The sequence below is a fragment of the Ruminococcus sp. RTP21358st1_G6_RTP21358_211008 genome (assembly GCF_040908885.1).
GTDB classification, from domain to species: Bacteria; Bacillota; Clostridia; order Lachnospirales; family Lachnospiraceae; genus Blautia_A; species Blautia_A faecis.
This window is the reverse complement of record NZ_JBDGDM010000027.1, coordinates 34,398-61,029: the sequence shown is the minus strand read 5'-3', so window position 1 is coordinate 61,029 and position 26,632 is coordinate 34,398. Positions and strand designations below refer to the sequence as shown.

Annotated in this window: 22 protein-coding genes and 1 pseudogene; 1 reads left to right on the top strand and 22 read right to left on the bottom strand. The window is 39.2% G+C overall.

Annotated elements, in window-relative coordinates; all coding sequences use genetic code 11:
- Window positions 1-60: 60 nt before the first annotated feature.
- From AB5Z12_RS12040 to AB5Z12_RS11935, 22 genes and pseudogenes are all read right to left on the bottom strand, one after another.
- Complete coding sequence (locus AB5Z12_RS12040; protein WP_368368665.1) at window positions 61-246, bottom strand: hypothetical protein; 186 nt, start codon at window positions 244-246, stop codon at window positions 61-63.
- Window positions 247-435: 189 nt separating this feature from the next.
- A complete protein-coding gene (locus tag AB5Z12_RS12035; RefSeq protein WP_148463701.1) occupies window positions 436-1,128 on the bottom strand; it encodes a hypothetical protein in 693 nt (230 codons plus the stop codon).
- 214 nt (window positions 1,129-1,342) lie between these two features.
- On the bottom strand, window positions 1,343-2,731 hold the full coding sequence (gene glmM / locus AB5Z12_RS12030; RefSeq protein ID WP_148463700.1) for a phosphoglucosamine mutase: 1,389 nt from the start codon (window positions 2,729-2,731) through the stop codon (window positions 1,343-1,345).
- An 81-nt stretch (window positions 2,732-2,812) separates the two neighbouring features.
- A complete protein-coding gene (glmS, locus tag AB5Z12_RS12025; protein ID WP_368357225.1) occupies window positions 2,813-4,651 on the bottom strand; it encodes a glutamine--fructose-6-phosphate transaminase (isomerizing) in 1,839 nt (612 codons plus the stop codon).
- Between the two features lie 27 nt (window positions 4,652-4,678).
- Window positions 4,679-4,900, bottom strand: a complete 222-nt coding sequence (locus tag AB5Z12_RS12020; protein WP_368357224.1) for a hypothetical protein — start codon at window positions 4,898-4,900, stop codon at window positions 4,679-4,681.
- Window positions 4,854-5,036: a hypothetical protein gene (locus tag AB5Z12_RS12015; RefSeq protein ID WP_368357223.1), complete on the bottom strand. Its 183-nt coding sequence runs from the start codon at window positions 5,034-5,036 to the stop codon at window positions 4,854-4,856. Before AB5Z12_RS12015 ends, AB5Z12_RS12020 begins: the two co-directional genes overlap by 47 nt.
- Window positions 5,037-5,235: 199 nt before the next feature.
- Window positions 5,236-5,694: pseudogene (locus AB5Z12_RS12010) on the bottom strand (glutamine--fructose-6-phosphate aminotransferase); the annotation flags it as partial.
- 158 nt (window positions 5,695-5,852) lie between these two features.
- The gene (locus AB5Z12_RS12005) at window positions 5,853-6,890 is read right to left on the bottom strand and encodes an N-acetylneuraminate synthase family protein (protein ID WP_368357222.1); all 1,038 of its coding nucleotides are present in this window, start codon (window positions 6,888-6,890) and stop codon (window positions 5,853-5,855) included.
- Entirely contained in the window at window positions 6,883-7,935 is a 1,053-nt protein-coding gene (locus AB5Z12_RS12000) for an acyltransferase family protein (protein WP_368357221.1), read from the bottom strand. The genes AB5Z12_RS12005 and AB5Z12_RS12000 overlap by 8 nt, the downstream gene beginning before the upstream one ends.
- 42 nt (window positions 7,936-7,977) lie before the next feature.
- Window positions 7,978-9,579 (bottom strand): DUF354 domain-containing protein, encoded by a 1,602-nt coding sequence (locus AB5Z12_RS11995; RefSeq protein WP_368357220.1) that lies wholly within the window; start codon window positions 9,577-9,579, stop codon window positions 7,978-7,980.
- 13 nt (window positions 9,580-9,592) lie between these two features.
- Window positions 9,593-10,993: a lipopolysaccharide biosynthesis protein gene (locus AB5Z12_RS11990; RefSeq protein WP_368357219.1), complete on the bottom strand. Its 1,401-nt coding sequence runs from the start codon at window positions 10,991-10,993 to the stop codon at window positions 9,593-9,595.
- Window positions 10,980-12,206 (bottom strand): polysialyltransferase family glycosyltransferase, encoded by a 1,227-nt coding sequence (locus tag AB5Z12_RS11985; protein WP_368357218.1) that lies wholly within the window; start codon window positions 12,204-12,206, stop codon window positions 10,980-10,982. Before AB5Z12_RS11985 ends, AB5Z12_RS11990 begins: the two co-directional genes overlap by 14 nt.
- The gene (locus AB5Z12_RS11980) at window positions 12,203-13,339 is read right to left on the bottom strand and encodes a hypothetical protein (RefSeq protein WP_368357217.1); all 1,137 of its coding nucleotides are present in this window, start codon (window positions 13,337-13,339) and stop codon (window positions 12,203-12,205) included. Before AB5Z12_RS11980 ends, AB5Z12_RS11985 begins: the two co-directional genes overlap by 4 nt.
- Before the next feature lie 27 nt (window positions 13,340-13,366).
- Window positions 13,367-14,251: a beta-1,6-N-acetylglucosaminyltransferase gene (locus AB5Z12_RS11975; protein WP_368357216.1), complete on the bottom strand. Its 885-nt coding sequence runs from the start codon at window positions 14,249-14,251 to the stop codon at window positions 13,367-13,369.
- A gap of 2 nt (window positions 14,252-14,253) precedes the next feature.
- Window positions 14,254-15,861, bottom strand: a complete 1,608-nt coding sequence (locus tag AB5Z12_RS11970) for an HAD-IA family hydrolase (protein WP_368357215.1) — start codon at window positions 15,859-15,861, stop codon at window positions 14,254-14,256.
- Window positions 15,862-15,863: 2 nt separating this feature from the next.
- Entirely contained in the window at window positions 15,864-16,511 is a 648-nt protein-coding gene (locus AB5Z12_RS11965) for a sugar transferase (RefSeq protein ID WP_368357214.1), read from the bottom strand.
- A gap of 26 nt (window positions 16,512-16,537) precedes the next feature.
- On the bottom strand, window positions 16,538-17,809 hold the full coding sequence (locus AB5Z12_RS11960; RefSeq protein ID WP_368357213.1) for a DegT/DnrJ/EryC1/StrS family aminotransferase: 1,272 nt from the start codon (window positions 17,807-17,809) through the stop codon (window positions 16,538-16,540).
- 23 nt (window positions 17,810-17,832) lie between these two features.
- Entirely contained in the window at window positions 17,833-19,854 is a 2,022-nt protein-coding gene (locus AB5Z12_RS11955) for a polysaccharide biosynthesis protein (protein WP_368368664.1), read from the bottom strand.
- Between the two features lie 301 nt (window positions 19,855-20,155).
- On the bottom strand, window positions 20,156-21,340 hold the full coding sequence (locus AB5Z12_RS11950) for a transposase (protein WP_368357211.1): 1,185 nt from the start codon (window positions 21,338-21,340) through the stop codon (window positions 20,156-20,158).
- A gap of 247 nt (window positions 21,341-21,587) precedes the next feature.
- Window positions 21,588-22,730 (bottom strand): tyrosine-type recombinase/integrase, encoded by a 1,143-nt coding sequence (locus tag AB5Z12_RS11945; RefSeq protein ID WP_368357210.1) that lies wholly within the window; start codon window positions 22,728-22,730, stop codon window positions 21,588-21,590.
- 378 nt (window positions 22,731-23,108) lie between these two features.
- Window positions 23,109-23,489: a hypothetical protein gene (locus AB5Z12_RS11940; RefSeq protein ID WP_195392017.1), complete on the bottom strand. Its 381-nt coding sequence runs from the start codon at window positions 23,487-23,489 to the stop codon at window positions 23,109-23,111.
- Between the two features lie 178 nt (window positions 23,490-23,667).
- Window positions 23,668-25,314 carry an LCP family protein gene (locus AB5Z12_RS11935; RefSeq protein WP_368357209.1) on the bottom strand — a complete coding sequence of 549 codons (1,647 nt, stop codon included), beginning with the start codon at window positions 25,312-25,314 and terminating at the stop codon, window positions 23,668-23,670.
- A 314-nt stretch (window positions 25,315-25,628) separates the two neighbouring features.
- Here AB5Z12_RS11935 and AB5Z12_RS11930 point away from each other — a divergent pair, with 314 nt between their 5' ends.
- Entirely contained in the window at window positions 25,629-26,510 is an 882-nt protein-coding gene (locus AB5Z12_RS11930) for a homocysteine S-methyltransferase family protein (protein WP_368357208.1), read from the top strand.
- The last annotated feature ends 122 nt before the right edge of the window (window positions 26,511-26,632 follow it).

Sequence of the window (26,632 nt, the reverse complement as noted above, 5' to 3'; positions counted from 1 at the left end):
CTATTTAGTTTTCAAGGAGCGAAATTAAATAAGCAGAATCATAACGATTTTAAGTTGACACTATATTGCTAGCATTGGGGACAGACCCCTTTTGTTCTGATCACGGTTTCCTTTTTGCGTATCTGGGGGAACTGCAAGCAGGGCTTTCATATCTTTATCCTGAATGATCTGTTTTTCTTTTTTTGCTTCCTTTATAAAGGGTACATGAGATGCAGATAACGCTATCGACTGAAGAAAAATATCCATATTAGCCGCATACCACAAATAAGCCCGCAGTGTTGCAAGAGAAATGGTCTCCTCATCCATTTTCTTCCCGTTTCCGTTGATCAGCTTGATCGCATACTCACAATGTAATAATCTCTTCTAACGGCGTCTTCTGGAATGCCAATATATCCAGCTGTTATACTACAAAGATCTCGAAAATCCTCTTCATTCTCATGCAGTCTCATATATTTCCTCCATGGTTGGAATTGCATAAACAGACATTGATGATAAAAATTGTTTTAATGAGTTATTAACATTTAGATACTCCAAAAAGGATTCCAAAAAAGCAATTGTTGCCTTTTTATATTTCATATGCTCCAGGACATAGACCGCAGCTTTATCAGAATAAGACTGTGCAAACTTCTCCATATAAGTAATCAGCGCTTTTTTGTTTACATCTTCTATCTTAGAATAATTTTGAAGAATCTCCAGAGTTTCAATTACTGCTACGCGCTCTTCATTCAGATCACAAGAGATATTTTTTACAACCACATTCTGAATTGTTTTCCTTTTCCCTGGCACATGATTTGAAAAAACTTCCGTCTGCTTACTTATTTGTGTAGTAAGTCCTTTCTCGTTATACAGTTTATAGCCTACAACCAATCCCTTCTGATTCCCAATGTAATGAGTAACAATATCCTGCTCTCTGATCGGAACAATTCCAAATCTGGATTTCTTCGGCTTATAATATAACCCTTTAGTCAAATGGACAAGTGAACCACTTTGGCAGAAGCGTTCAAGTGTTTTATAAAATGCTGCTTCTGTCATGTCATCTGCCAAGAAAGTATATATACGGCTTGCTTCAATTACAGTATTCTCTTTAATATTGCAAAGAAACAATTCTATCCGCTCTCTACTATTCATCACTCCTGCTCCTTCTAATTATTTTATTTAAATAATAAACAGACATAGATCGAATGTCAAGTAGATTTTGTTTTTACTCGACATTCAGATGCTGCAAACTTATAACAATTTAATCGCTAAATATTCTATACGAAATTATTATATTATAACTTATCTTATACACACCACCACCGCCCGGCACACGCCAGGCGGCAACATCCACGGCATCCAGCCCTTATCCGGCCACATACCCATTTTCTTTAATTACATTCACAACCATATCCACATACTTCTGGCAGATTTCTTCACTCTCCGCTTCCACCATAACACGTACAACCGGCTCTGTTCCGGACTCACGGACGAGAATTCTTCCGGTATCGCCCAGTTCCTCAGTAACCTTCTTCACAGCTGCCTGCACATCTGCGTCATCTTGCGCTGCCTTCTTGTCGGTCACTCTCACATTGGTGAGCACCTGGGGATAAACGGTGAAGCCTTCTGAAAGTTCGCTGAGCTTTTTCTTTCTAGCCATCATAACTTCCATAATCTTCAGACTGGTAAGGATTCCGTCCCCAGTGCTGGCGTATTTGCTGAAAATAATATGTCCGCTCTGCTCACCGCCGATACGGCAGCCGTTTTTCATCATGTACTCATATACATATTTGTCTCCCACGGCTGTTTTCGCGTAGTCGATTCCAAGCTCATCAAAGGCCTTGTACAGACCGAAGTTGGACATGACGGTGGTGACAACGGTGTTAGTCAGCAGCTTGCCGCGCTCTTTCATGTACTTTCCGTAGATGTAGAGAATGTGGTCGCCAGTAATCACATTGCCCTTCTCGTCCACGCAGAGACAGCGGTCTGCATCGCCGTCATAGGCAAAACCAACGTCCATTCCGTTCTCCACCACGTATTTCTGCAGTCCCCCGATATGGGTAGAACCGGCATTGTTGTTGATGTTGGTGCCATCCGGCTGGGCATTGATCACGTAGGTTTTGGCACCGAGAGCGTCAAAAACAGCCTTGGCAATGTTCCAGGAGCTTCCGTTGGCACAGTCCAGCGCCACCTTCACGCCGCGGAAGGAATAGACACCCAGAGAGATCAGATAACCTATGTAACGGTTTCTTCCGGAAACATAGTCTACTGTACAGCCGATTTTTTCCTTCTTTGCAAAAGGAATCTCCTCCCATTTCTGCCCGAAGACTTCCAGATTTCCATCCAGATAGGCTTCCACAAGGGAAATGGTCTCCTCGTCCATCTTCTCCCCGTTTCCGTTGATCAACTTGATTCCATTGTCAAAATATGGATTGTGGCTTGCGGAGATCATAATACCGCAGTCAAATTCATCCACTCTTGCCACATAAGCCACAGAAGGTGTGGTCGTGACATGGAGAAGATATGCATCCGCACCGGAAGCCACCAGTCCGCCAACCAGTGTATACTCGAACATATAGCTGGAACGGCGGGTATCCTTTCCTATTATGATACGCGCCGGCGTGTCGTCACCGTTCCGGCGTTTCAGTTCTCCGTAATACCAGCCGAGAAAACGGCCTACTTTATATGCATGATCTGCTGTCAGGTTTTCGTTTGCCTCTCCACGGAAGCCATCTGTACCAAAATATTTTCCCATTTTTATAACCTCATCCTGTTGTTTTTCCCCCGAAAAACATCTGCCGTTTCTGCTCACCGCACTCATAAGACTGCTGCAAATTTACTCTACTGTAACGCTCTTTGCTAGATTTCTCGGCTTATCCACGTCAAGTCCCTTTGCCACGCTGACGTAATATCCCATAAGCTGTAACGGAATCACCGCAAGGCTTGTGGCAAAGCACTCCTCTATCTTTGGAACATAAACGGTAAAGGAAGCAGTATCTTCAATATTATAATTTCCATAGGTAGTCAGCCCCATGAGATAAGCTCCGCGGCTTTTGCACTCTACCATATTGGAAATAGTTTTCTCATAAAGCTCAGACTGGGTGAGCACTCCGATCACAAGAGTGCCATCCTCAATGAGACTGATAGTGCCATGCTTCAGCTCTCCTGCAGCATAAGCCTCAGAATGGATGTAACTGATCTCTTTCATTTTCAGGCTGCCTTCCAGGCTGATGGCATAATCAAGTCCACGTCCGATGAAAAACACATCCCTGGCATTGGCCTGTTTGGCAGCAAACCACTGGATCCGCTCCTTGTCGTCCAGGATCTTCTGGATTTGCTCAGGAAGACACTGAAGCTGGGAGATAAGATCCTGATAGCGTCCCTGGGAAATACATCCCCGCACCAGTGCAAACTGAACGGCAAGGCAATAGCCGGCGATCAGCTGGGTGCTGTAGGCTTTCGTTGTGGCAACTGCAATCTCCGGACCGGCAAGGGTATAAAATACATTATCTGCTTCCCGGGCAATGGAGCTTCCCACCACATTGACAATTCCAAGGGTTTTCAGCCCCTTCTTTTTCGCAAGACGGAGGGCTGCAAGGCTGTCTGCCGTCTCGCCGGACTGGCTGATCACGATCACCAGACCGTTGGGATCCAGAGGCATGCTGCGGTAACGGAACTCAGATGCCAGATCCACACGTACCGGCAGCTGCGCCAGATCCTCCAGCACATACTGGCATGCCACACCTACATGATAGGCAGAACCACATGCCACAATATATATCTGGGAAAAAGACTGAAGCTCTTCCTCAGTAAGTCCCACAGAAGACAAGTCGATAGCCCCATCCTTTAATACGGAATTCAACGTATCCTGAACGGCTTTTGGCTGCTCATGGATTTCCTTCAGCATGAAATGCTCGTAGCCTGCTTTTTCAGCTGCTTCTGCATCCCATTTGATCTGAGTTGGCTTTTTCTCAATCTCATCTCCGTCCAGATTGTAAAAGGTAACTGCCCCATTTGCCAGACGTGCCATCTCCAGATTTCCGATATAATAAACATTGCGGGTATATTTCAAAATCGCCGGAACATCAGAAGCCACATAGCAGTCTCCGTTCTCCACGCCGATGATCATAGGACTGTCCTTGCGGGCAACGTAAATCTCTCCCGGATAATCCTGGAACATAACCGCCAGGGCATAGGAACCGCGGATACGGACCATGGCATGGTTGATGGCATCCACCGGAGTATGCTCGTATTTCTTGTAATAGTAATCGATGAGCTTCACTGCCACTTCGGTGTCTGTGGAAGAATAAAACTCATAGTCTTTACGAAGGAGCTTATTCTTCAGTTCCTGGTAATTCTCAATGATACCATTGTGAACACCGACCACATTTCCATCCTCAGAGGTATGTGGATGGGCGTTGGTCTCAGAAGGCTCCCCATGGGTAGCCCAACGGGTGTGACCGATACCACAGGTACCAGCCAGAGCATGACCATGATCGGTTTTCTCTGATAAAGCTTTCAGGCGACCTTTCGCCTTTACGATTTTCGTTTTGTTCTCACCGTCCCGAACGGCAAGACCAGCTGAGTCATAGCCACGGTATTCCAGTTTCGATAAACCATCCAACAGGATGGGCGCGGCCTGGGAATGGCCGGTGTAGGATACGATACCACACATAAAATTTGTTCTCTCCTCTATAACTGTTTAGTCAATTCCATACTCTTCCAAGAGTTTTTGGCGAAAAGCGGGATCTTCAAGGGCACGCTTTAGGTCGTCAATGCGGTTGTCATTCAACAGAGCTTTGGTAAGTCGCTGTTCATGTTCTGCACCGATCTGGATTCCTTCAACTCGTCCCTTTTCCTGTAAATCCCGAAGTCCCTTACAAACATTCACCGTTTCTTCCTCTTCTTTTCTTTCTATCTTCATTCCAGTCATCTCCTCCATTCCACGGACAGCTACCAACACTAAACTTTTCTCCTTTGTAAATCATATGGTTGAACACATCCGCAAAAACCTCTGTGTCTTCCATGTACTCTTTTGTGATGATATCCTTTTTTCCCATGGATTTCACCACCTTCTATTATTTGTTTTTCAGAAGAGCTTATGTAGGTTTGAAACTCTTATGATGTATATAGGATAGCATGCTGTTTCCTTTTCTGGAAGAAAAATATATTGGAAAAGTATGAAATTTATTTAATAAGTTTTTTAGAAAACTTTTAGGAATTTCACTCTGCCTTTATGGGGACAGACCCCTTTTATTTAGCATGGTTGATGGCATCAACCGGAGTATGCTCATATTTCTTATAATAGTAATCGATGAGCTTCACTGCCACTTCCGTGTCTGTGGAGGAATAGAACGTATAGCCCTTTCGATCCAGCTTATTCTTCAATTCCTGGTAATTCTCAATGATACCGTTATGAACCCCAACCACATTTCCATCATCAGAAGTATGTGGATGGGCGTTGGTCTCAGACGGCTCCCCATGAGTCGCCCAACGGGTATGACCGATACCACAGTTTCCAACCAGAGCATGACCGTGATCTGTTTTCTCTGATAATGCTTTCAGACGACCTTTCGCCTTTACGATTTTTGTCTTGTTCTCCCCATCACGAACTGCAAGACCGGCTGAATCATAGCCGCGGTATTCCAGTTTCGATAAACCATCCAGAAGAATGGGCGCGGCCTGGGAATGGCCGGTGTAGGATATGATTCCACACATATATGTTGTTCTCCTTAATTATATTGTCAATGGAAAATAGCTATTTTCCTAATGTACCTTCAATTTTATAAATCCAAAATACTGCGGCAAGACCTCATTTCTTACTTACCGCAGTATTTTTCCCAAACACTTTTATTATGCCACTTTTCCCAACAAAATTAGATCATATCCCAAGTAAGGATAGTATCTTCCTCTAAATCTTGCACTACTTTACGTCCAACAACAATCTCAACATATTCAGGTGAAATTCCCGTTCCCGGACGTTTAGGCATTAAATCTTCTGCTTTAATCGTTTCTCCAGCTTTCATATTTCTTGTCAAAACAAGTGATCTACGCGCTTCCCTTCTCGGAATAGCCTCACACTCAAGCACCGTTTTCTCTTCAGAACCAAGTACAGTGTCAATCCATTTAAAGTTACTAATTGCCTTTTTAAAATCTTCTGGATCTCCTGCATGATAATGATCGTTTCCTGGAAGTGTCTTATCCAATGTGAAATGTTTTTCAATTACTTCTGCACCGAGCATATACGCAACTGCTAAAGTCATCATTGTATCATCCGGAGCGACATGATCACTAAAACCAACTCTTACATCTGGAAAATCTTTTTTAAGAGTCTTAATTATTCTTAAATTGGCATCTTTTGGATCTGTTGGATATGAAAGAACACAATGAAAAATAACAATATCCTTACATCCAGCTTCCTTCAACACTCTTATTGCCACATCGACTTCGGACAAATAAGCAGCACCAACAGACATATATACTGGTTTTCCTTTCGAACCAATATGACGAATAAATGGAAGATTTGAAAGGTCTGAAGAAGAAATCTTATAGAAATCGACCATATCTTCAAGATAATCCGCTGATGCATAATCAAAAGGTGTTGATGTAAAATCCATACCCTTAGCGTGCGTGTAGTCACAGAGTTCTCTATACTCAGCTTCTCCAAAACTGTCGTGCTTTAAGAACAACTCATACTGAGTTTTTGTTGGTTCTTTAGTTGTATCCCAATAAGCAGGTGAATTTTTTGAAACAATTGTACCGGCTTTATATGATTGGAATTTTGCACAATCAATACCAACTTCTGCTGCCTTATCAATATAAAGTTTTGCGGCAGCAAGTGGTGAAATTCCCAAGACTTTAGCGGTATCATAAAAATTAACTCCCATCTCAGCAATTACATATGGTTTATTCATTATAGCCATCTCCTTTATTATTAAATATATTATTAATTTTAATTTCTAAATTATCTATAAATTGAACTCTTACATTACTTTCAATTATTTTAAATATATTGCAACGTAGAATACCTATAAACAAAGCCAAAGAAAACACTAACACTCCTATCAGAATATCGTATATAGGAAACAATTTCTTACTTAATAGCATTTTAATTGGAAAAGCAACGCTCCAAAGCCACTCATAAACAAAATGATTCATATGAAATAAATAAATATCAAACGATCCTTTAGCACATGAATTAATATATTTGTTTGACCTTGACGGATGCTCTAATACAAAAATCGTCACACCAATCGCCGCCATTATCATAGGTAAACTTTCACCATTCATCCAAAACGTTGAATAATGAATTATTGTACTGTTTTCTAAAAATGCTCCTAGTAATATGATTGCCAATGAACTAAAAATCAGCCATGAGAAACCAATGATAATAAATCCAATAGACAACCCTTTCGAATTTTTTATATACCCCTTTTTATAAAAACCTATGATAAAATAAATAAGAACAAATAATAAAACATGACTTTCATCATAATACGGTTTTGCCTTTGGCAAAAAAGTTACTGGTAATGTAACTAATATCAATAATACAAATATTAAATATTTATACTGCTTTTCTATCAACCTATTAATCAAATTATTTATAAACGGAGAAAGTAATATAATAGCGACATATGCCGTAACATACCAATACGCTTTATAGCTTATAGGAAATACAACTTCTAAAATATCACCAACTCCGACAGCTTTAAAATGCAATATAGTATTTAAAAGAAAAAATGTGAGCCCATAAAAAAAAGTATGCTTCCAAACACTTATTACTTTCTGTACTTTAAACTTGCTATCTATAAGAAAATAAGCACTAATTGCCATAAAACAATTTGCTCCAAATTTTCCACCTATATAAAACAAATTTGCAATAATCAAATTAATCGAAGCAGGTTGCTCTAACGCCCCCCATATAATACGGAATGATGAAGTATAATTACAAACATACATATCATTCTCAATAACTCAATATTTGAATTTCTATTAAATTGTTTAGATTCCATTTATTAATCCCATTACCCTTCTACGTCCTCCACGAAGATCATGGCTCAAAAGCATATTATGAAAATGTAGTCTACTTTCCTTTGACATAGAAAGATACATTTTCAAATTACTTTCAATTATTTCATCAGCCGGATTTAATCCAATATAAGTAAATCCATTTTCATTGCAGACAAATCCATGCTTTTCTTCTCTCTGATTTTGAGCCATTGAAATAGATGGAATACCCAAAATAGCAAGTTCATATCCAGTTCTTCCTCTTGATGTGACCCCAATATCACAACTACTCATAAGTTCCGGCATATTTGAAACATCGTAAAGAACTTCAATATTGTCATATTTATTAAATTCTAACAAAGCATCAACATTATGTTTAGCTCTTCCAAGAACAACTATGAAATGATAATTCTTATATTCTGGTTTGATTATCATATTTAAAATTCTGTCCGAATAATTCTGTGGGTCCGCTCCGCCAAAAGAAATAAACACTCGCTTTACACTATCCTTAATTTCAATCGGTTCATAAAACATAAAGGTTTTTCCGGATATGTAATACTTTTCTCCTGCATAAACTTGCGAAAATTCGGTTTCATGAAAAAGTGCATTAAATACAAGATCCGCCTTAATAATACCTTCTCCATCATCTTCAAAATTAATAATTTTCGCGTTTGGAAGAACTGTTCTAAGCCCAATCATATAATCAATCGTTGTAGTAAGAATATCATTAATAAATATTGTATAATTGTTTTTCTTACATTTTTCAAACAATTCCGCAATTCCATTAACAGGTATTAAATTATGAGTTGTTTTCCCAAATACTTTCGGATTGGTCTGATTAATGTCATAATATATATCTGGTTTTACATAAAATTCATCTGCAATCTCTAGAGCTCGATAAATATGACCAATTCCACGTTTGTTATTTCCATTTACATAAATTGCAACTCTCTGACGTTCTAGCGTTGCCGCTACACTTCTAAGATCCTCAAATGTATCAACATCCTGAGACTCATCTTCCGGAACCTCATAAACATCAACATTGACACCTATTCTTGTTTTCGGTGTAACTACTGATGCTTTTGAAATGACAAATGCTCCCGTCTCCATATAACAAGGTGGTAAATATTGTCTATTCAATCGTTCTTTATAGTTAGGAATCTTCTTTCCATCTTTCTCTCCCCAGGATAAATGAGGTGAGTTAATTGCTGAGATAACTGTATCCAATCCATTATTAACCGTATACTCAATTGCATGATCCAGTGTAATTACACGGAGAGTTGGAGAAGTTGGTTGCATAGTCACAATATAATCCCAATGTTCATTAATAGGAACTGCATCAGCAACAACTGCATCTAAGGTAACAGCATCACCACACAACGAAGCATCTCTCCATTTTATCTTTGCACCCATCTGTTCCGCAATGATTTTCACCTCTGGCGAATCTGTCGATACAATTACATCTGTAATCATCTTAGATTTAAGCGCATTTTTGATTGAATAGTAAATCAATGGATGACCGCCAATAATTCTTATATTTTTATTTGGGATACCTTTTGATCCAGCCCTTGCCGGAATAACTGCTAAAATTTTCATCTTCGCCTCCATATTAAAAAATACTTTTATTTTTAACTATATTCCAAACCAAATACACACCAACTATAGCCGCTATTCCCCATCTTATAATCAACAAATTCTGTACTATATAAAATAATATAACGGCCATTAATATAATTCCAATAGGTTTAATAAAAAACAATATACCATAAGGATACTGTAATTCATCCTGCATTTTTCTCGCACAAAGCTGATGGAACACAAACAACAAAACATATGAAATCAAAGTTGCAATTGCCGCCCCGCATAACTCATACTTTGGTATCAATAATGCATTTAAAACAATATTTACAACCGCCGCCGCAGTTGTTCCAATAGCAATCCATTTTGTCTTTCTAAGATAAAGTTCAAAGTTTACACCAAATGAATAAAGAAACGTAAAAAATATCGAAAGAACTATTAATGGAATTAAATTAATTCCACCCCAATAATTTTTGTCCGCAAATAATCTTACAAATTCCGGAGATACAAACATAAATCCCAAACATAAACATAGAAACAATTTACAATACCTGTTTGATCTGACTTTTATCATTTCATAATTGCCATCTTTTGTATAACTATAATAAATTGGAACCCATGTATTATTTAATGCTGTATATATAGAATTCAGTATATGAACAAAAGTAACAATAAAACTATATATTCCAACTAAGCCATCATCTATTAATTGTTTTTGAATCATTATTTTATCTGTTTGCCCCAATACAATTTGTGAAACCCCATGAAAAACTAATGGTATACATATTGGTAAACAAAACATCCAATATTTTTTTAAATTTCTAAACGCATTTCCTTTTCCAAAAATTGTAAACAACACATAAATTGCACAAATAATATATGGAACAGATATACTTAATATTCGTACTACATATGGTTCAAGGCCAATGGTACTTTGATTTTTTACACCGAAATAGGATAAACCAATCATCGATATAGAAATTATCAATGCCATCAAACAACTATATTGTGACTTTCTTAAATAAACATATTTAATATTTGCAAAGTTAAAAGCAAAGGAACCAAAACTATAACACAGCATTAAAACAATCAAAGACGGTGATAATTCTGAAAATGCTGAAAATGGATCTATAAAAATTATTGATATTATTAAAACCAAAATAAAGAAACAAACTGCCAAAAGCATTATGCTTGACAAGTAATTATTTCTTTCTTTTTCATCAATATGGACAAACGCTGTTCCAATGCTTCCTTGTATATTAAGACCAACTATTATAGCAAAGAATAACGCATATGCCTGAAATATAGAAACCTTCCCATAATCTGAAGTTGATAAAAATCTTGTAAAAATCATTATCAATACAAAGTTGGTTCCATTTAATATTAACTGAGATAATATATTAAATATCGCCTGGAAATTATCTTTTTTCATTTAACCCAACTCCATCAATCCTATTTTTAATAATGTTTTCTATTTCTTCAAATTGATTACTTTCTATCCTCTGATGTTCCTCCAAAACAGGAATATTCTGTTTTAATAAGTCCATAATTTGTTTATCACTCATAGGTAAAAAAGTATTGTTATTTTTACTGTTATAAATACTATCATCATAAATAGCACCAATTTTATTCCAATATTTATGAATTGGCCTAAAAGTCTCTGTTTTTATTAGAAAAATACTTTTAATATTAGGAAACGAATTAGCAATATTTACTCCAGCGGAAGAATTAAAAGAAAAAAGAACACTTGTATTTAATCCTTTTAACAAACATTCTATAGGGAGTTGCGAAAGAGTATTTGAAAAAACTTTTACATTTCTAAATTTTTTCGCTAGATTTTCATATTTATCACATGCATCTCTCGGATGTGGTTTAATTAAAATTGTTTTATTCTCCTCAACAAGTGAAAACAACTCTTCTAAACATTTCTCTTCATCTGGAAGCATCTTCCCATATTCATCAAATGGTTGACCTAAATATATGATATCTGCTCTCTGATAACTAAATGAAGTTCCTAAATACCTTTTCAAAAAATCTTCTGTAGAACTAAATAATAAATTCTTATTTTGTGCAAACACATTTTGCCCCCTAGATTTCTCTAAGGTTTCATATAAATTTTTATTTCCCACTATCGCATAATTAATATTCGGATTATCTCCAATTGCTTTATACTGCATCGGTGATCCTAAAATTGAAGTAAAGAAATATCTAATTTGCTGTTTTATTGTTAATTTATTATTATTTGAGTGTGAATAAATTCCTATGCCTTCTTCAATGATTGCTACTTTATTATTTCGAATTTTCTTTACCTCACGCACCAACTTATTAGTAATAGGTTCATTATCATTGAAAACAAATAATATAGTATGTGAACTCCTAACAATTTGTTTTAGAGATGTAAGGAAAAAAAATCTTCCCCCATAAACTAATCTCTGAATAACTCGGTTAAAAACAGTTTTATTCATATTTGGAAGCATAATGAGATCAACTTCCTGTGGGGGTGTATAATTGTCTCTCTCTAAACCAACACATATAATATGAACATTTTTATCTGGATAATGTTCTTTTATATATTTGGAATATGAATCAGATACATATAATTGATATGTTGTTAATGCGACAAATATTATATTCTTCAATTTCATCTCCCCATCATCCTTTGTTTACTAACTTTCTTAATATTCTCTGGAGTATCAGCATAATACAATCTAATCATTACAAATGCAATAACCACTTGAAATAAATATCCTGACGTTAAAAATGGTTGCACCCATCCAATAAGTAATGCCAAAAAAACAACCATTAACAAATATGCTTTATTTACGCTTTTACACCTAAAAATAAATAAAATTCCAATTATAATATAAACAATATAAAATATCAGCCCTATTTTTCCATAACAAAGAAGTACTTCTCGAAATACATTATGTGCTGGTTTCATTTGACTTAATACAATTGTATTACCATTACCAATTAATTTTTCCAGATTTGAATATCTCTCATATTGTCGCTGCGTAAACATTGCTAACCCACTTCTAGAAGCATCATTCAAATTAGTAAATACACTTAACCCTCTGGCTATTAAAGAATCGGATGCAACACTATTCAATACAAATAGGCCAATGAGTGCTACCAATATTATAAGTAAAAGATACCGTATTTTTTTATTCAAATCTTTCTCCAGAATTACTGTAAATCCAAAAGAAATAGCCGTTGTCAACATTAATGTTCGTGATCCAGAAAATATCATCAACAGTACTAAAGTTATAAAGAACCATTTTCTATACCCTTTATATATTTTTCCTGGAAAAAATTTGAAAATATATGGAAAAAGGATTACATTAATAGCACCTAGATAATTCTGCGAACCACCTAAAATGTTTAACGCCTCAATTTTAGTAATAAGAGATATTATCGTTATCCAATCTACAATAAGTAATATTGGTAAAATTTCTATAATAACATCTCTTTTAAAAATAAAATCTTTTAGCAAAAGTATCATAATAGGCATTGCAAATAATGTTTTTGTTATTCCATACAATCTAATAATACTTGCAACATCCAAGTTCAATAAAAAACACTGTATAATAACATATCCAACTATAAAAAATAAAATAAGTATTTCCGGTACACTCTCTTTTTTTATTGTTGTAAATCTCTTTCTTTTTCCTAAATAGCAACAATATATAAGCGAAATCCAACCAACAGCTTCCCAAATTACTCCAGAAAACAATGTTGATAATATTAACATCCATAATGCTAATTTCGCTTTTGACATTGAACACCCCATTATCTTTACATTCCTCTACTTTGTTTTTTCAAGAAAATATTTTATTGCATCACTATCCTCATTTAATTCAAATTTACGCGCACAATAGAATTTCCCTTTTTCAATTTTGTCATCCATTTCTGGTGTAATATTTAATGGATGATTCATTGTTGCAAATGTTTTACCGAAATTTACAAACATCAACTCATCTTCCACCTTATCCGCGTATGGCGAATTCATTATTATTGTTTGAAAAAACATCAAATCTGATGCCAAACTATTTTCCCAAAAATCAACATAATCTGGATTACGCTCTAAATAATCAATGATATATAATAATACATTCATAGGTGCTATAAACCAGGTTCTTCCCTCATAAAATCTAACCGATTGTTTAAGTTGTTTCCTATTTTTATTAATTACCAGTCCTAAACTACATAAAATCTGCATAATAATCCGAATAAAACGATACGGATGCAAGTCATCTCGTATCATAAGTTTATGTGGCCAACAAATTCTATATCGTGCAGATTCACGATTATCATCTTTAATCTCACCAACAATATGTAAAAATACTGTTTCCGAATTATTTTCTAAATACTCATATAATCCTTTTTTTACTAACAAATCCTGTCCTGAGCCAAAATACATATGAGTGTACTTTCTTCCAGAATTTTTTACCATCCTCATAAGCTCAACTGCAGCTTTCACTATTTCAAAGCTTCCCCAGCGAACATCATATTTACTATATTTAAATACATTTGGTGAAGAAATAATTTTGTTGAACAAATCTGGATTTTTTTTATCAACATGCACATATACATCACAAGCCCCATATTGAAGTAACTGATTAATAAACATATTTACCTGTTCTGGGTTCTTATGTGCAACTAGTAAATACGCAATTTTAACATTAGTCATATCTACATCCTCTCAATAATATCCGTTTTTATGAAGTCTAAACCATGAGAAGCATTACAACTATTTGAATACAACCCATCATTATTAGCAAAATATCTCCATCTCATGCCAAGCTGCTTGGGTGCCTGAAAATCTTTATTAACATTGTCCCCAATATAAACAATCTGTTCGAAAGGAATTCTCCAGCGATTCTGTATTATACGGAAAGAAATATCGTTTGGCTTTCTAAACTGGATTCCACCAAGTTCATCAGTAATTATGATATCATCAACCATCTTATCAAGTCCCAATGCTTTTAATTTTGCACGTTGACCTTCTGGCCTTCCATCTGTAATAATGCCAACTTTTATACCTTTAGCCTTCAATTCTAAAATTTCATTTTTCATAGTTTCGTATAAAGTTATAGAAGGCATATGATTTCTATATATATCAAGACATTTTTCCTTCTTATCTATCTCCCTAATCTCTTCAAGATATGCATCAATAGCAGGCATTCCTATTTCAAAATATTCCCACATTTTATCAACGGCGTCCTCTCTTCCAAGAAATTCTGCAATTTTCTTATACCCGCTTCTTACATATTCTTTTTCGCTATATAAAGTATCATCAAGATCAAATATTACGCCCTTGATTGGCTGTGTGTCGTCTCCTTCAGAAATACAAACGCTTTGATCAAATCGGCTATAAATTGCACCATTACAGCTAGCGTTCTCATGGTACTCTTCTTTCTCTCCACTAATTAACTTCAACAACGCTTCTGCACTTCTGGCACCTGATTTCATACTGAGAGGCGCACCGCCACCGTAACGTGGGTTAATCTCAATATAATAGTTGTCTCCTGTGTTCTCATCTTGAATAAGCTGAACAGTCATCGGTCCACATGGCTTAAAAAACTTACAAAGAGTTTTTGCCTCTTCGATCATTACTTTATCCATACAAATCATTGTTTTCAAAACTTCTCCAGCTCTAACTTGAACACGTTCACGTGGAGTAATAAATATTGGATTTCCCTCAAAATCACAAAAAATATCAATTGTAAATTCTCTCCCAGAGACAAACGGCTGAATAATATATTCGCTAATCTGCCCCGCATAAACAGCAAGTTCTTCTCCATTCTCCACTTTAAAAGCATTAATAGAACTACTACCATCTTTGGGTTTGATAAAACAAGGATATGGACCTGGATAATTTTTGTAATTATTATAAGTTCTAGGAGCTTTCAATCCACATGATTCAAAAAACTCACCTGTATTATTCTTATCCCGACAAATTAGAATCTTATCAGACTTACTAATTAAAACTTTTGTTCCTACTTTGTCAAATTTTTCTGTGTTCTTTGAAAGTATCAAAAGATCCGTATCAATAGTAGGTATAAGAACATCAATTTTATCAGCTACACATATATCAATTAATTGCTGAATATACTCCTTATCATGCATAGAACAAACTTTTCTTGTATAATCACAATACACTAAAGCAGGTGCTGTTCCAGCCATATCTGCACCATACAATTTTAAATTAATATTTAAATTTAATGCCGCCTGACGAAAAGCTTGCATTAATTCCACACGCCTTCCAACACCTGTTACCAAAATATGAATTTCTTTCATTTTCAATTTTCCTCAACTGGAGCTTTCCATTTAGCACTTATACCTTTTGGAGTCCCCATAAACTCTTCCATAGTCGCAGAAGTTTCTGAACTAATCCCTTCATGTTTCAATACAGATTTAACAGTATCAATAATTATCTTTATATCTTCAACTAAAGTAATATGCGTCGTATACCACACATCCATTGCAAACTTATCTTCCCAAGACACTGCGTTTCTTCCATGCGCCTGAGCATATCCTGTAAGTCCTGGTCTTACATCATGACGATGGTGCTGTTCTTCGTTATATCTTGCAAGATATCTTACAAGCAATGGACGCGGTCCAATAATTGCCATATTACCTTTCAAAATATTGATAAGTTCTGGCAATTCATCTAATGAAGAAGCACGTAAAAACTTGCCATATTTATTCAACCGTAATTCGTCAGGAAGAAGATTTCCATCTTTATCCTTCTTATCGCTCATTGTTCTGAACTTAATCAATTTAAAAATCTTTTCAGCTTTTCCAGGCCGTTCCTGGGTAAAAAATGGGTTTCCGCCCATAAACACAGTCCCCAATATTATAAGAATCAAAAGAACTGGTGAAAGAACAATTAGCGCGCATAAGCTTAAAATAAAATCAATTCCTCGTTTAAAATATTTCGCGTACACTTTTGATGCTCCATTTTTTATTTAGTTTATTCAAAGCAAGCACGAATTACAGCAATAATCTCATCCTGCTGCACCGCCGTCATCTTATTGTCACTTGGCAGACAAAGACCTCTCGCAAAAATATCCATTCCAATATCAATTGGTTTTCCATCCACCTTACTCAACATTCCACCAGCAATATAAGCATTTGTCTTTGCTCTACCATTTCCTTCTCTTGTCACAAATCCATTCATTCTATAGATCGGCTGCATATGCATTGGTTTCCAGATTGGACGTCCTTCTGCATTAATACTGCTGATTGCGTCTAAAATCTCTGTAGGACAGCTTTTTCCTGCTTCTGGTGTGTAAAGTACATCACACTCTCCTCTCACCTGCTTGCACATTGCTTCTTCATCAATGATCATGCAGGATAACCAGAAATTAGGTTCACTGTTATTTTCATCATATGGATTCATTTTCACAGGAAGGTCTTTGAATCCTTCTTTATATCTTTCATAAATTGCTTTCTTCTGTGAAATGTGCTCCTCCAGATGAGGGAACTGATTTCTAACTACACCAGCAATCACATTGCTCATTCTGTAGTTATAGCCAAGTTCTTCATGCTGATACCACGGTGCATTCTCTCTGGCCTGTGTAGACCATTTACGAACCTTATTTGCTGCATCTTCGCTATCTGTAAGAAGCATTCCTCCTGAAGAACCTGTAATAATTTTATTTCCATTAAAGGAAATTGCATTATATGTACCAAATGTTCCAGTCTGTACACCTTTATAAGTTGCTCCAAGGGATTCTGCAGCATCTTCAATGATTGTTGCACCATGTTTCTCACAAATTGCTTTAATCTCATCTACCTTTCCCGGAGTTCCATAAAGATGAGCTACAACAACTACTTTTACTTCTGGGTAAATTTCAAATGCTTTCTCCAAAGCAACAGGATCCATATTCCAGGTATCATACTCCGTATCAATAAATACTGGTACTCCGCCTTCATATACAACAGGATTTACAGTCGCATCAAATGTCATATCGGAACAAAACACTTTATCTCCTGGCTTTACTCCTGCAAGCTTTACTGCCATATGGAGTGCTGCAGTTCCTGCGGATAAAGCTACCGCATATTTGCAGCCAACTTTCTCGCAAGCCTTGCGTTCTACTTCATTAATATTTGCGCCAACAGTAGACATCCAGTTTGTCTCATATGCTTCCATAACATATTTCATACTGTCTGGATACATTGTTGGACTGCTAAGCCACACCTTTGACTCAAAAGGCTGAAAATCATTTTTGTTACTGAACATGATAACTTCCTCTTTTCCTGTTATTAATTTCCTGCTGCTTTTTCAAACAACTTCTTATATGTATCTCCATGCAGTTTCAGATCATCCTTCGCCGCATGATAAGTCGGTACAATCTCTTCTACATAACTTCTAATATCCGGATCATTCCCATAAGCCACAACAGCCAGTTTCTCCATCTGCTGCAGGAACTCATCCGTATCAAACGGAATCGGCTTCCCGATATGGATCAGATCATTATCCGTCTTCGTCAGACCTTCCTCTGCCATCAGCTTCTCTTCATAAAGCTTCTCCCCAGGTCTTAACCCAGTGTATTCCACTTTAATATCCACATCCGGGGTCAGCCCCGACATCTTGATCAGGTTTCTTGCCAGTGTATCAATCTTCACCGGTGCTCCCATATCCAGGACGAAGATTTCTCCGCCTTTAGCATAGGTTCCAGCCTGAAGCACCAGACTTACCGCCTCCGGAATGGTCATAAAGTAACGGATGATGTCCGGATGGGTAACCGTTACCGGACCGCCTTTGGCAATCTGTTTCTTAAACAACGGAATAACAGATCCATTACTTCCCAGTACATTTCCGAAGCGCACTGCCACAAACTCAGTTCTGTATTTTCTCTCACCATTTGCCCCTAAATTTTCACAAGTCGCTGCCACCTCTGCAAGTGCTTCCTCGCTATCCTCATAGTGGCTTCCCAGTAATGGAAGCAGATCTTCTCTTCCGGTTCTGCTGATCTTATCCATTGTCTGAATAACCATCTCGCAGAGACGCTTGCTGGCTCCCATAATGTTGGTTGGATTCACAGCTTTGTCTGTACTGATCAGTACGAAACGCTGGCAGCCATTTTTCAGAGCTGCATGAGCTGTTTTATAGGTTCCCATTACATTGTTCTTGATTGCCTCGCATGGGCTTGTTTCCATAAGAGGTACATGCTTATGGGCAGCTGCATGGTAAACAATGTCTGGCTTGTATGTTTCAAATACATCATTAATCTTTCTGGTATCACGCACGGAACCGATCAGTACTACCAGATCCAGATGTGGATATTTGGAACGAAGCTCCTGTTCAATGTCATAGGCATTGTTCTCATAGACATCGAAGATCACCAGTCGTTTCGGAGCGTGGGCTGCGATCTGACGGCAAAGCTCACTTCCGATGGAACCGCCACCACCAGTTACCAGAATGGTTTTTCCACTGATATAGCGGAAAATCTCATCCATATTTACTTTGATAGGATCTCTTCCAAGAAGGTCTTCCACTGCCACGTCTTTCATTTTGCTGAGGGACACTTCTCCGGTGACGAACTGGTACACACCTGGAAGAATCTTCATTTCACATTTGGTTTCTTTACAGATATTCAGGATATCTCTTCGCTCTGCCGCACTTGCGCTTGGAATTGCCAGAAGGATCTGGTCGATTTTATATTTCTTTGCGCTTGCAAGAATATCATCACGACCGCCTACAATGGGCACACTCTCCATATAGCGTCCCCATTTGTTGGGGTTATCGTCAATAATACAGCAGACCTTTCCTTTCGGCTCTTTGGCACGTTCCACGTCGCGGAGAATGATCTGTCCTGCCTGGCCGGCACCGATCAGCATAATGTGATGCAGCGGACCCTCCTCTTCCTTCTGTTTCCGTGTTCTTTCCAGAAGAACAAATCGATACGAAAAACGGATTCCTGTAATCAGGCAAAATTGAATAATGGTTCCGAAAAGATAATAGGACATTGGCATTCTCTGAATGACAAATGTGATTCCAATTATCTGGAACAGGAATGTAATTACAGTAGATAAGCAAATTCTTAACAGCTCACTGTAGCTTGCGAAGCGCCACACACTGTTATAGAGGCGCAATGCCCAAAAGACAAAAACAGAGAATACTGTATACCATGGTGCAAATTTCAGATAGGCAGACAAATATTCTCCGGGTATTGCGGAGTATGTACAATCAAAGCGGAACCACAGTCCGAGAAAGTATGCGGCGTTTACGGAGATCACATCATAAATAATCAGGCAAAGTGCGATTACCTGCCAATGCTCCAACTTTCTTTTTTTGCGTTCGGTTTTTTGTTTTTTCGTTGTCATTTCTTAATCATATGGACGGAGTTACCCCCCCCAGTCCTTTCCTCCCATTTTTTCATAACTTTGACCACTTACCAGATAGCTTCCTGTCTGGTGCTTCGGCGACTCCCAGGATATCTTGGGGAAGTCCGGAACCCGCGCCGGCGGTGGTCTGCCGAAAAGCCTGCGTCACTGGCGCAGCCTCTTTGCCCGGTTACCCGGTTTTATAGATAAGAGCGTTCGTAACGCTGCTTATTATCATTTTTCTCTTTGTTGTCAATAATTATTTTGTTCTACTTCCGCGAAAAAAACTGTCCTGGCATTTCCTGCCAAGATTTCTGGCATCATTCAGGAAGCGGTTTCCCTGATGACCATTTTCACAGAGGAATTCATTTCCCTTCCGGCGAACCTTGCCGCCGCAGATGGCACATTTGTCTTTCAGTCCGTCTGTTCTGGTTTCCAGTACCAGAATTCCTTCTGCCCAGGCTTTGTACTGCAGGTTGATCCGGATCTTGCTGCTTAAGTGAAGCGGAGAAAAATTGCCGCTTTTTACCATTGCCATCCGGGTGAAGTTCCGGTCGTAATCGGGGAGGACAATGATTCCTGCCTGATCCTCTTTGCAGAAGTTCAGGATCTCACGGCTGACCTGATGGGCGTAGTGCTCGGACAGGTTCTTCAGGTGCATGTAGTACTTCCGGTTTGGCTGGGGACTATTGTCTCCCACTGTGTTTGGTCTGGATTTCTGTATTCTGGTCTCCAGCAGCTTGCAGCGGTGGCGGTACGCATCTCCGCCCCGGCAGGTGTGTACAGCCAGCTGATTTCCCTGCTCATCCAGAATGCAGCACACTGCGAAGGTGTCTGTGTTTGTAAAGCGTACACTGCACAGGTTCGTGCCCTCTGCCATTCGTTCTTTGGCAGTGCGGGCGTCGCTGTTCTCCTGTTTCACCGGGATATTCAGCAGGTAGCGCCTGCCCTCCTTTACCAGGGTGGGCGACATCAGCTGACCATCTTGGGGAAAGGGGCGTCCTTTCAGATTGCAGTCTGTCCAGATCCATTTCTCACCGTTCCACAGCTTCAGGCAAATGGATCTGTCGGTGAGGTCTGAATACATTCCTTTGAAAAAGGTAACCTTGGCTTCCAGCTTCTCAGGGAATCCGGATTGAAGCTCCTGGGTGCTTTTTACTGTGGCAGATGCTTTGTTGATGGCGGCGCGTCTCAGGTAGACAGGTACTTTCCCCATTGGTAAGGGGTTGGTGGGCTGTCTGCCGTCCCGACCGGCCAGGGTCAGGAGTTCCAGACTGCGCTGGATGTCGAAGAGGCTGCTGTTCCACAGTTCTTCATGCTGTCTCAGAAGGTGGTAGTAAAACTCCACCACGTTCTGAAAATATTCTTCTGTTCTGTCCAGCCATATAGGCTCCGGACAAACCAGGCGCATGCGCCAGGTTCGGATGCTGTATCCTGTTTTCATAAATTTTGTCTGTGATTTCTGCTGGTTTCTTTCGTAATATTTCAGTAATGCGTATTTGCACTGCAAACGCACAGAAAATCAGTACAATTTGGACTATCGACCACGAATAAAGACCCCTTATTTTTGAAATTGAGATTTTTCTGCATCCGGTTACCCTTTCCAGGCAGCAAAAAAAGACAGTCACACCAGAGACCTCTCAAAAGAGAGTTCTCTGGCATAACTGCCTTTTTTGAAATTGTTCATTCTGTTATATTGCCTGCTCCATCATCTGATTCATATACTGTCGCTTCGTTTCCGCCTGGATATGCACATACAGATCCAGTGTAGTTCGCACGGAAGTATGTCCAAGTATTTCGGACAGGGACTTGGTATCGAAGCCATGTTCCACCCAGCGACAGGAGAACTGATGCCGGAGAGCATGGATTTTAATGGGGGGAATTCCACATGTTTTCAGCAGCGCTGCATATCTGCGTTGGATTACCCGTGGCTCCATGCATCTGGCAGTTCCAGACAAAATATATGCGGAGCCATCTTTACGAAAACGTTTCGCATAAAACAGCAGTTTGTCTGGCAACGGAATTTCCCTGTTGGAATGTTCTGTCTTCGGCGGACCGATATACAGAATGGTTTTTGGGATTTTTCCAGTGTCCGGATTGGCGGTCTGATCTAGATTTTTGATGCGGATCACAGTACGCTGTATGCGGATTTTGTGCTGGGTGAAATCCACATCTTCCCAGCGCAGGCCGCTGAGTTCGCCTACACGGATGCCGGTATGCATGCAAAGCAGCAGACCGAAATGGAAATCGCTGATATTGTCAATAAGAAATTTCTCCAGCTGGTTATAGTTTGCAAGCTTCATAATCTGCACCTCCTGGCTGGTGCCAGCCAAATGGGGGTAGCGGATTGGTTCACTGGTATAGACGCCTCCCTTTGCTGCAAAGTTCAAAATGCTGCGGAGTACGCTTAAAATTACATGAATGGTTCCTGCAGACAATGCCAGTTCTTTTTTCTTATGAATAAGCTGCGTGATCTGAGAATTGCTGATTTTCCGTATCTGGGTGCTGCCAAGCTCCGGAAGAAGCTGATTCTTCAGGATTGCTTCATAATTAGAAAAAGTGCTGTCCTTGATGGTATAGCGGATTTCCTGTTTCCAATGCTCAGCGGCTGTTTCGAAGGTAGCCTGGTAATTCAAAATGCCAGGATTTCGCACCAGATATCCATAGCCTGGCACTTCTGCAATTTTTTTGTTTCGCTTGTCCTTTACTTCGCCATATGTTTTGCCATAGAGGGAACCGTAGTGGATTTTTCCCTCCGGATCACGGTATTTGATATAACGGGCTTCCCAGCGTCCGTCCTTGCGTTTGCGTATGTTTTCACCTTTTCTGCACATAGCTGCCTCCTTATTCTATAAGTATGTACCAATTATATGACCACGCAATTATTTTATATCGAAAAAATCCCTTTGAAAAACTAATGGGAAAAAGGTGAATTTGGAACAAATTATGGTATAATTCGACAAAAAGAGTCTATAGTCGCTATAATTGGTTGACTTTCCCTGTTATTCGCGATAGAATGTAAAACGATGATGGGAAAGAAAGCAGAAAAACTGCCTGGATGACCGTCGCATTACTGAAATAATGCGACTTGGAGGTCATCTTTTTTTATTGTTTCCGGTTGGGTGGTGGGTTATGCAAATTTGCTTCTATATGTTTCTAACATAGTTAGGGCCGGGAACGATCAGGTAAGTGATGTCCCGGCCAGGTTTTATTTATTTTATACCAAATTCTTTCATGAGTTTTTTCTGATATTCTTCATCTTCTGTAGCTTTTATACAATCTTCAATGCGATTGGAAGAAAGTAATTTTTTATTCAGCGTATTTAAGGCTATACGCTCCTTTTCACGTCCATCTTTCTCTATCATCTGTCCCAATCTCGTCATTGTCATCGCCTCCTTAATCTCATCAAGTTCTGCTCCATCCAAGAACTTATCTGCCAGAGTATACAACATAGCCATCACTTTATCCGCCATGTCATTATGCTCTTCTTTCGCTATAAAAATCCCTTCTTTAATTTTATCTTTACGGCTCATCTGTCCACCCATAAGTGGTATCATACTAAGCTGTGCGATGTCATCTTCTGTAAAATCCAAGAATGTAAACTCAGATTCACCCGCCTTTCCTTCTTCTATATCAACATTTTATCACAATGTAATATAAAAATCATCTTAAAAGTTTATAAATTCATCAAAAAAAGAAGCAAACCACGTTATATAATGATTTGCTTCTTTCTATATTCAGATTCCTCTCACCACAGGAATCTCATTCTCTTTACTGCTGTGTAGTAGTATCAGCTGTGCCTTCGGTTGTAGTTCCATCTGCTGCAGTGGTATCTGTCGCAGCCTGTGTCTCAGATGCTACTGTACCTGGCTCGGTCACAGCTTCTGTGGAGGTGCTGTCAGTGCTTGTGCTTCCACTAACCGGTGCATCAGCCTCCTCCTGCGTTACCACCTCGCCGTTGCGAACCTTTTCCATAAGGCTCTTAGCCTTATCAACAGTGTTATAATCCGGAACCATAACATATGCCTTCTGGCTCATGGAATATGGCTTCTCAGTAGCACCGGTACCATTTACACTGTAGGAAACGATTGTCCAGTCGCCGCCGTTGGTAAGCTGCTGCTGAAGGATCTGTGCGATCTCCTCATATGTGATGTTAGTACCGAAGCATCCATCCAGGCTGGAAAGAATGGAGGAATAGCTGGTAAGGATTTCCGGAGAAAGTGCCTTCTTCACAACACCACGGATAACCTCCATCTGGTTCTTACCACGCTGGCGGTCACCCTCCTGGAATGCGTAACGCTCTCTTGCAAAGATAAGCGCCTGCTCACCATTCACATAATTCTCACCCTTGTTAAAATGATAACCCAGAATATTCTTGGAATCAAAATCATAATCTGAATTAACGGTAATTCCGCCAAGTGCATCGATTACCTTCACAAATCCACCGAAGTTAATTCGGAAGTAATAATTAATGTCAATATCATACAGCATTCCCAGAGTATCCATACACACATCGATTCCATAAATACCGGCATGTGTCAGCTTATCCGGTGCACCTCCGGAAATAGAAAGCGGTACAAAGTAATCACGAGGTGTGGAAACCAGCAGGATCTCATGTGTATCTGTATTCACAGTGGCAATAATATTTACATCGCTTCGGCTCTTAGCTGTCATCTCACCTCTGGTATCAATACCACTGAGATAGATGGTGTAAACCTTACCGCCATTAGCAGTGGTGATCGGCTCTACAGGGGTGGACTCTTCTGCAGACTGAATTGTGGATTCAACATCTACCGTTCCAACCTCTTTTATCTTGGTGCTGAAATCTGTGTATCCGTCCATATCCTCGTATACACTAAGATATCCGCTGTTCAGCAGCATGGCATTTACTTCACCGTTCAGGATTCCGTCAGCAAGCTCTGTCAGACCTGCGTATTCCTTAGTCTGTACTTCTGTACCAAACTGGCTGTTCAGATGTGCTACAGCACCATCTGTATTCTCACGGTCAAGTGAGGAAAGGATACCATAAGTATATCCGGCAGTTGCCTCTACAGAATCAGCGGCGTCATCGTTCTTTACATAAACAGCCATCTGTGTGATCTCAGTAGTCTCACCGGAAATATTGCTGATGGCGGATCTTGTCTTATTAATATAGAAACCGCCGAATGCCAAAATGGCAATCATGATCACTGCCAAAACAGTTCCGCCAATAAAGCGGCCTGTGTATCTGGTATGCCATACCAGCAGCCAGATTATCGCTGCGATCACCGCAAGTACAATGCCGATGATCAGCATATAAATGGTGGGAACCATCTTGGTCATTGCCAGAAGTCCCATAAAAACAACAGAAAGCATAATGACGATGATGGTGATCACCGCGCCTGGTATCCAGTCGTTTCTTCTTCTCCTTCTACTCATCTTTTAGCTCCTTTTTTATTTCTTTTGTCATTAAGGGCTGCTGCTTACTTTATAGCCAGCCCCATCAAAAGCATATCTTATATTTTATACGCTGACAACTGGAAAATCAAGTTAAATAGTGTTATAATACGAAAGATTTATAAAATTTTTTTATGAAAACGTTATAACTTCCAGGACGCGGACAGGAATATGACGAAATCAACCGTATCCGGCAGGATAAATATTCGCCAGATGGTTGCAGACCACAATGGGCGGCATGTTATGCAAATATCTTTTAAATGCAATATTCTGCCAATTTAAGGAGGAATTACAATATGACAAAACAAGAGTTTCAGGAACTGACACAGAATATTGTTCTTCTGGACGGCGCTACAGGTTCCAACCTGATGGCAGCCGGTATGCCGAAGGGTGTATGCACAGAGGAATGGGTGCTGGCGCATAAGGATGTGATCCAGAATCTTCAGAGAGCTTATGTTGAAGCGGGAAGCAATATTATCTACGCTCCTACTTTTGGCGGCAACCGTGTAAGCCTTACCATGCATGGTCTGCAGGACCGTATGGAGGAGATCAACCGCACTCTGGTTTCCTATTCGAGAGAAGTCGCTGATGCGGCAGACCATAAGGTTTACGTTGCTGCAGATATTACCACCAGTGGTAAAATGATGGCTCCTGCCGGGGAGATGACCTATGAGACAGCTTTCGAAATGTATCAGGAGCAGATTGGAATTCTGAAGGATTCTGGCGTGGATCTGATCGTTGCTGAGACCATGATCAATATTGAAGAGACTCTGGCAGCTGTGGATGCTGCTTCTACAGTTTGCGAGCTGCCGATTATGTGTACCATGACGGTAGATGCAGACGGAAGTATTTTCAGCGGTGGAAATGCTATCGAGGCTGCTGTTTCCCTGGAGGCTGCAGGTGCAGATGCTGTGGGCGTGAATTGCTCTGTTGGTCCGGATCAGCTGGTTTCTGTTATCCGCAATATTAAAGAAAATGTCTCCATCCCGGTCATTGCCAAGCCGAATGCCGGTATGCCGTTCATTGATGATAAGGGAAACGCCGTTTATTCCATGAAAGCGCCGGATTTTTCCAGACATGTGAAAGCTCTGATTGATGCAGGTGCCGGTATTGTAGGGGGCTGCTGCGGTACTACACCGGAATATATCAGGGAAGTGGCGAAGATGATCGGACGATAAAATACATAAGCCACTGTAGAACGTCACAACTTAGTTGACGCTCGGTAGTGGCTTTTCTTCTTTATCTCCGAAATTACTCTGATGTTTCTCCGATGTTTTCTCCGATGTTCCCTTCGGAGTAT

Bases quoted from the DNA above. Each gene is read 5' to 3' on its own strand.
- AB5Z12_RS12040 (WP_368368665.1), bottom strand. From the start codon at position 246: ATGGATATTTTTCTTCAGTCGATAGCGTTATCTGCATCTCATGTACCC.
- AB5Z12_RS12035 (WP_148463701.1), bottom strand. From the start codon at position 1,128: ATGAATAGTAGAGAGCGGATAGAATTGTTTCTTTGCAATATTAAAGAG.
- glmM (WP_148463700.1), bottom strand. From the start codon at position 2,731: ATGGGAAAATATTTTGGTACAGATGGCTTCCGTGGAGAGGCAAACGAA.
- glmS (WP_368357225.1), bottom strand. From the start codon at position 4,651: ATGTGTGGTATCGTATCCTACACCGGCCATTCCCAGGCCGCGCCCATC.
- AB5Z12_RS12020 (WP_368357224.1), bottom strand. From the start codon at position 4,900: ATGAAGATAGAAAGAAAAGAAGAGGAAGAAACGGTGAATGTTTGTAAG.
- AB5Z12_RS12015 (WP_368357223.1), bottom strand. From the start codon at position 5,036: ATGGGAAAAAAGGATATCATCACAAAAGAGTACATGGAAGACACAGAG.
- AB5Z12_RS12005 (WP_368357222.1), bottom strand. From the start codon at position 6,890: ATGAATAAACCATATGTAATTGCTGAGATGGGAGTTAATTTTTATGAT.
- AB5Z12_RS12000 (WP_368357221.1), bottom strand. From the start codon at position 7,935: ATGTATGTTTGTAATTATACTTCATCATTCCGTATTATATGGGGGGCG.
- AB5Z12_RS11995 (WP_368357220.1), bottom strand. From the start codon at position 9,579: ATGAAAATTTTAGCAGTTATTCCGGCAAGGGCTGGATCAAAAGGTATC.
- AB5Z12_RS11990 (WP_368357219.1), bottom strand. From the start codon at position 10,993: ATGAAAAAAGATAATTTCCAGGCGATATTTAATATATTATCTCAGTTA.
- AB5Z12_RS11985 (WP_368357218.1), bottom strand. From the start codon at position 12,206: ATGAAATTGAAGAATATAATATTTGTCGCATTAACAACATATCAATTA.
- AB5Z12_RS11980 (WP_368357217.1), bottom strand. From the start codon at position 13,339: ATGTCAAAAGCGAAATTAGCATTATGGATGTTAATATTATCAACATTG.
- AB5Z12_RS11975 (WP_368357216.1), bottom strand. From the start codon at position 14,251: ATGACTAATGTTAAAATTGCGTATTTACTAGTTGCACATAAGAACCCA.
- AB5Z12_RS11970 (WP_368357215.1), bottom strand. From the start codon at position 15,861: ATGAAAGAAATTCATATTTTGGTAACAGGTGTTGGAAGGCGTGTGGAA.
- AB5Z12_RS11960 (WP_368357213.1), bottom strand. From the start codon at position 17,809: ATGTTCAGTAACAAAAATGATTTTCAGCCTTTTGAGTCAAAGGTGTGG.
- AB5Z12_RS11950 (WP_368357211.1), bottom strand. From the start codon at position 21,340: ATGAAAACAGGATACAGCATCCGAACCTGGCGCATGCGCCTGGTTTGT.
- AB5Z12_RS11945 (WP_368357210.1), bottom strand. From the start codon at position 22,730: ATGTGCAGAAAAGGTGAAAACATACGCAAACGCAAGGACGGACGCTGG.
- AB5Z12_RS11935 (WP_368357209.1), bottom strand. From the start codon at position 25,314: ATGAGTAGAAGGAGAAGAAGAAACGACTGGATACCAGGCGCGGTGATC.
- AB5Z12_RS11930 (WP_368357208.1), top strand. From the start codon at position 25,629: ATGACAAAACAAGAGTTTCAGGAACTGACACAGAATATTGTTCTTCTG.